This window comes from Kitasatospora sp. NPDC004799, assembly GCF_040609095.1.
Lineage (GTDB): Bacteria > Actinomycetota > Actinomycetes > Streptomycetales > Streptomycetaceae > Kitasatospora.
Genome location: NZ_JBEXJK010000791.1, coordinates 1 through 1,428, shown reverse-complemented (window position 1 = coordinate 1,428; position 1,428 = coordinate 1). Strand labels below are relative to the sequence as shown.

The following is a 1,428-nucleotide window of genomic DNA, read 5'->3' as shown; positions in this document are numbered from 1 at the left end:
GTGCGCCGGGGAACGCCGCCGCGGGCCGCCGGGATCGCCGTCCCCGGCCTGGTGGACGAGGCCGGCGGCACCGCCGTCCTCGCCGCCAACCTCGGCTGGCGCGACCTGCCCGTCCGCCGCCGGGCCGAGGAGCACCTGGACCTGCCGGTGGCCTTCGGGCACGACGTCCGGGCCGGCGGCCTCGCCGAGAGCCGGCTCGGGGCCGGTCGCGGCTGCGCGCACTTCGCCTTCGTCCCGGTCGGGACCGGGATCGCCGCCGCGCTGGTGCTCGACGGACGGCCCGTCACGGGCGGCCGGGGATTCGCGGGCGAGCTGGGCCACCTGGTGGTGCGCCCCGGCGGCGAGCCCTGCGGCTGCGGCAACCGCGGCTGCGTGGAGACGCTGGCCTCCGCCTCGGCGATCGCCCGCCGCTACGCGGAGGCCTCCGGCGAGCGGCGGACGACCGCCGAGGACGTGCTGGCCCGGGCGGCAGCGGGCGACCGGCTGGCCGGCCGGATCCGGACCGAGGCGGTCGAGGCGCTGGCCGACGGCCTGGCCGCGCTGACCGTGCTGCTCGACCCGGAACGCCTGGTCGTCGGCGGCGGGCTGGCCCACGCCGGCGAGGCGTACCTGGCACCGCTGCGCACCGCCCTCGCCGCGCGGCTGCCGTTCCGCCCGGCGCCGCCGCTGGTGGCCGCCGAACTGGGCCACCGGGCGGGCAGCCTGGGCGCCGCCCTGCTCGCCCGGGACCTGCCGGCGGGCGGTGGCCGGTGATCCTCACCGTCACGCTCAACCCCGCCCTGGACCTCACCTACCGGCTGCCGGAGGTGCGGCTCCACGCGAGCAACCGGGTACGGAGCAGCACCGGGCAGGCGGGCGGCAAGGGCGTCAACGTCGCCCGGGTCCTCGCCGCCCTCGGGCACGGCGCGACCGTCACCGGGCTGGTCGGCGGGCCGACCGGCCGGGCCGTCCGGGCGGAGCTCGCCGCGAGCGGTCTGCCGGACGAACTGGTCGAGGTGGCGGGGGAGACCCGCCGGACGGTGGCCGTGGCGGACGACCGGGACACCACGATGCTGCTGGAACCCGGGCCCGAGATCGCGCCGTCGGAGTGGCAGCGCTTCCTCTCCCACTACGAGCGGCTGCTGCCCGGCGCCTCGGTCGCCGTGCTGTCCGGAAGCCTGCCGCCGGGGCTGCCGACGGACGCCTACCGGACGCTCGTCGAGCGGGCGCGCTCGCACGGCGTCCCGGCCGTCCTGGACGCCGACGGGCCCGCGCTGCTCCGGGCCCTGCCCGCGCGCCCGGCCGTGGTGAAGCCCAACGCCGCCGAGTTGGCCGCCGCGACCGGCACCGCGGACCCGGCCGAGGGCGCGGAACGGCTGTGCGCCGCCGGGGCCGGGGCCGTGGTGGCCTCGCTCGGGCCGGACGGGCTGCTCGCCGCGGCGCCCGAGG

At 80.3% G+C, this 1,428-nt stretch carries 2 protein-coding genes; both read left to right on the top strand.

Annotation, left to right across the window (positions count from 1 at the left end):
• The coding region (locus ABZW03_RS40840) for an ROK family protein (RefSeq protein WP_355269941.1) at positions 1-753 on the top strand (753 nt) is incomplete at its 5' end.
• On the top strand, positions 750-1,428 hold a 679-nt coding region (locus ABZW03_RS40835), incomplete at its 3' end, for a hexose kinase (protein ID WP_355269939.1). The genes ABZW03_RS40840 and ABZW03_RS40835, both read left to right, overlap by 4 nt.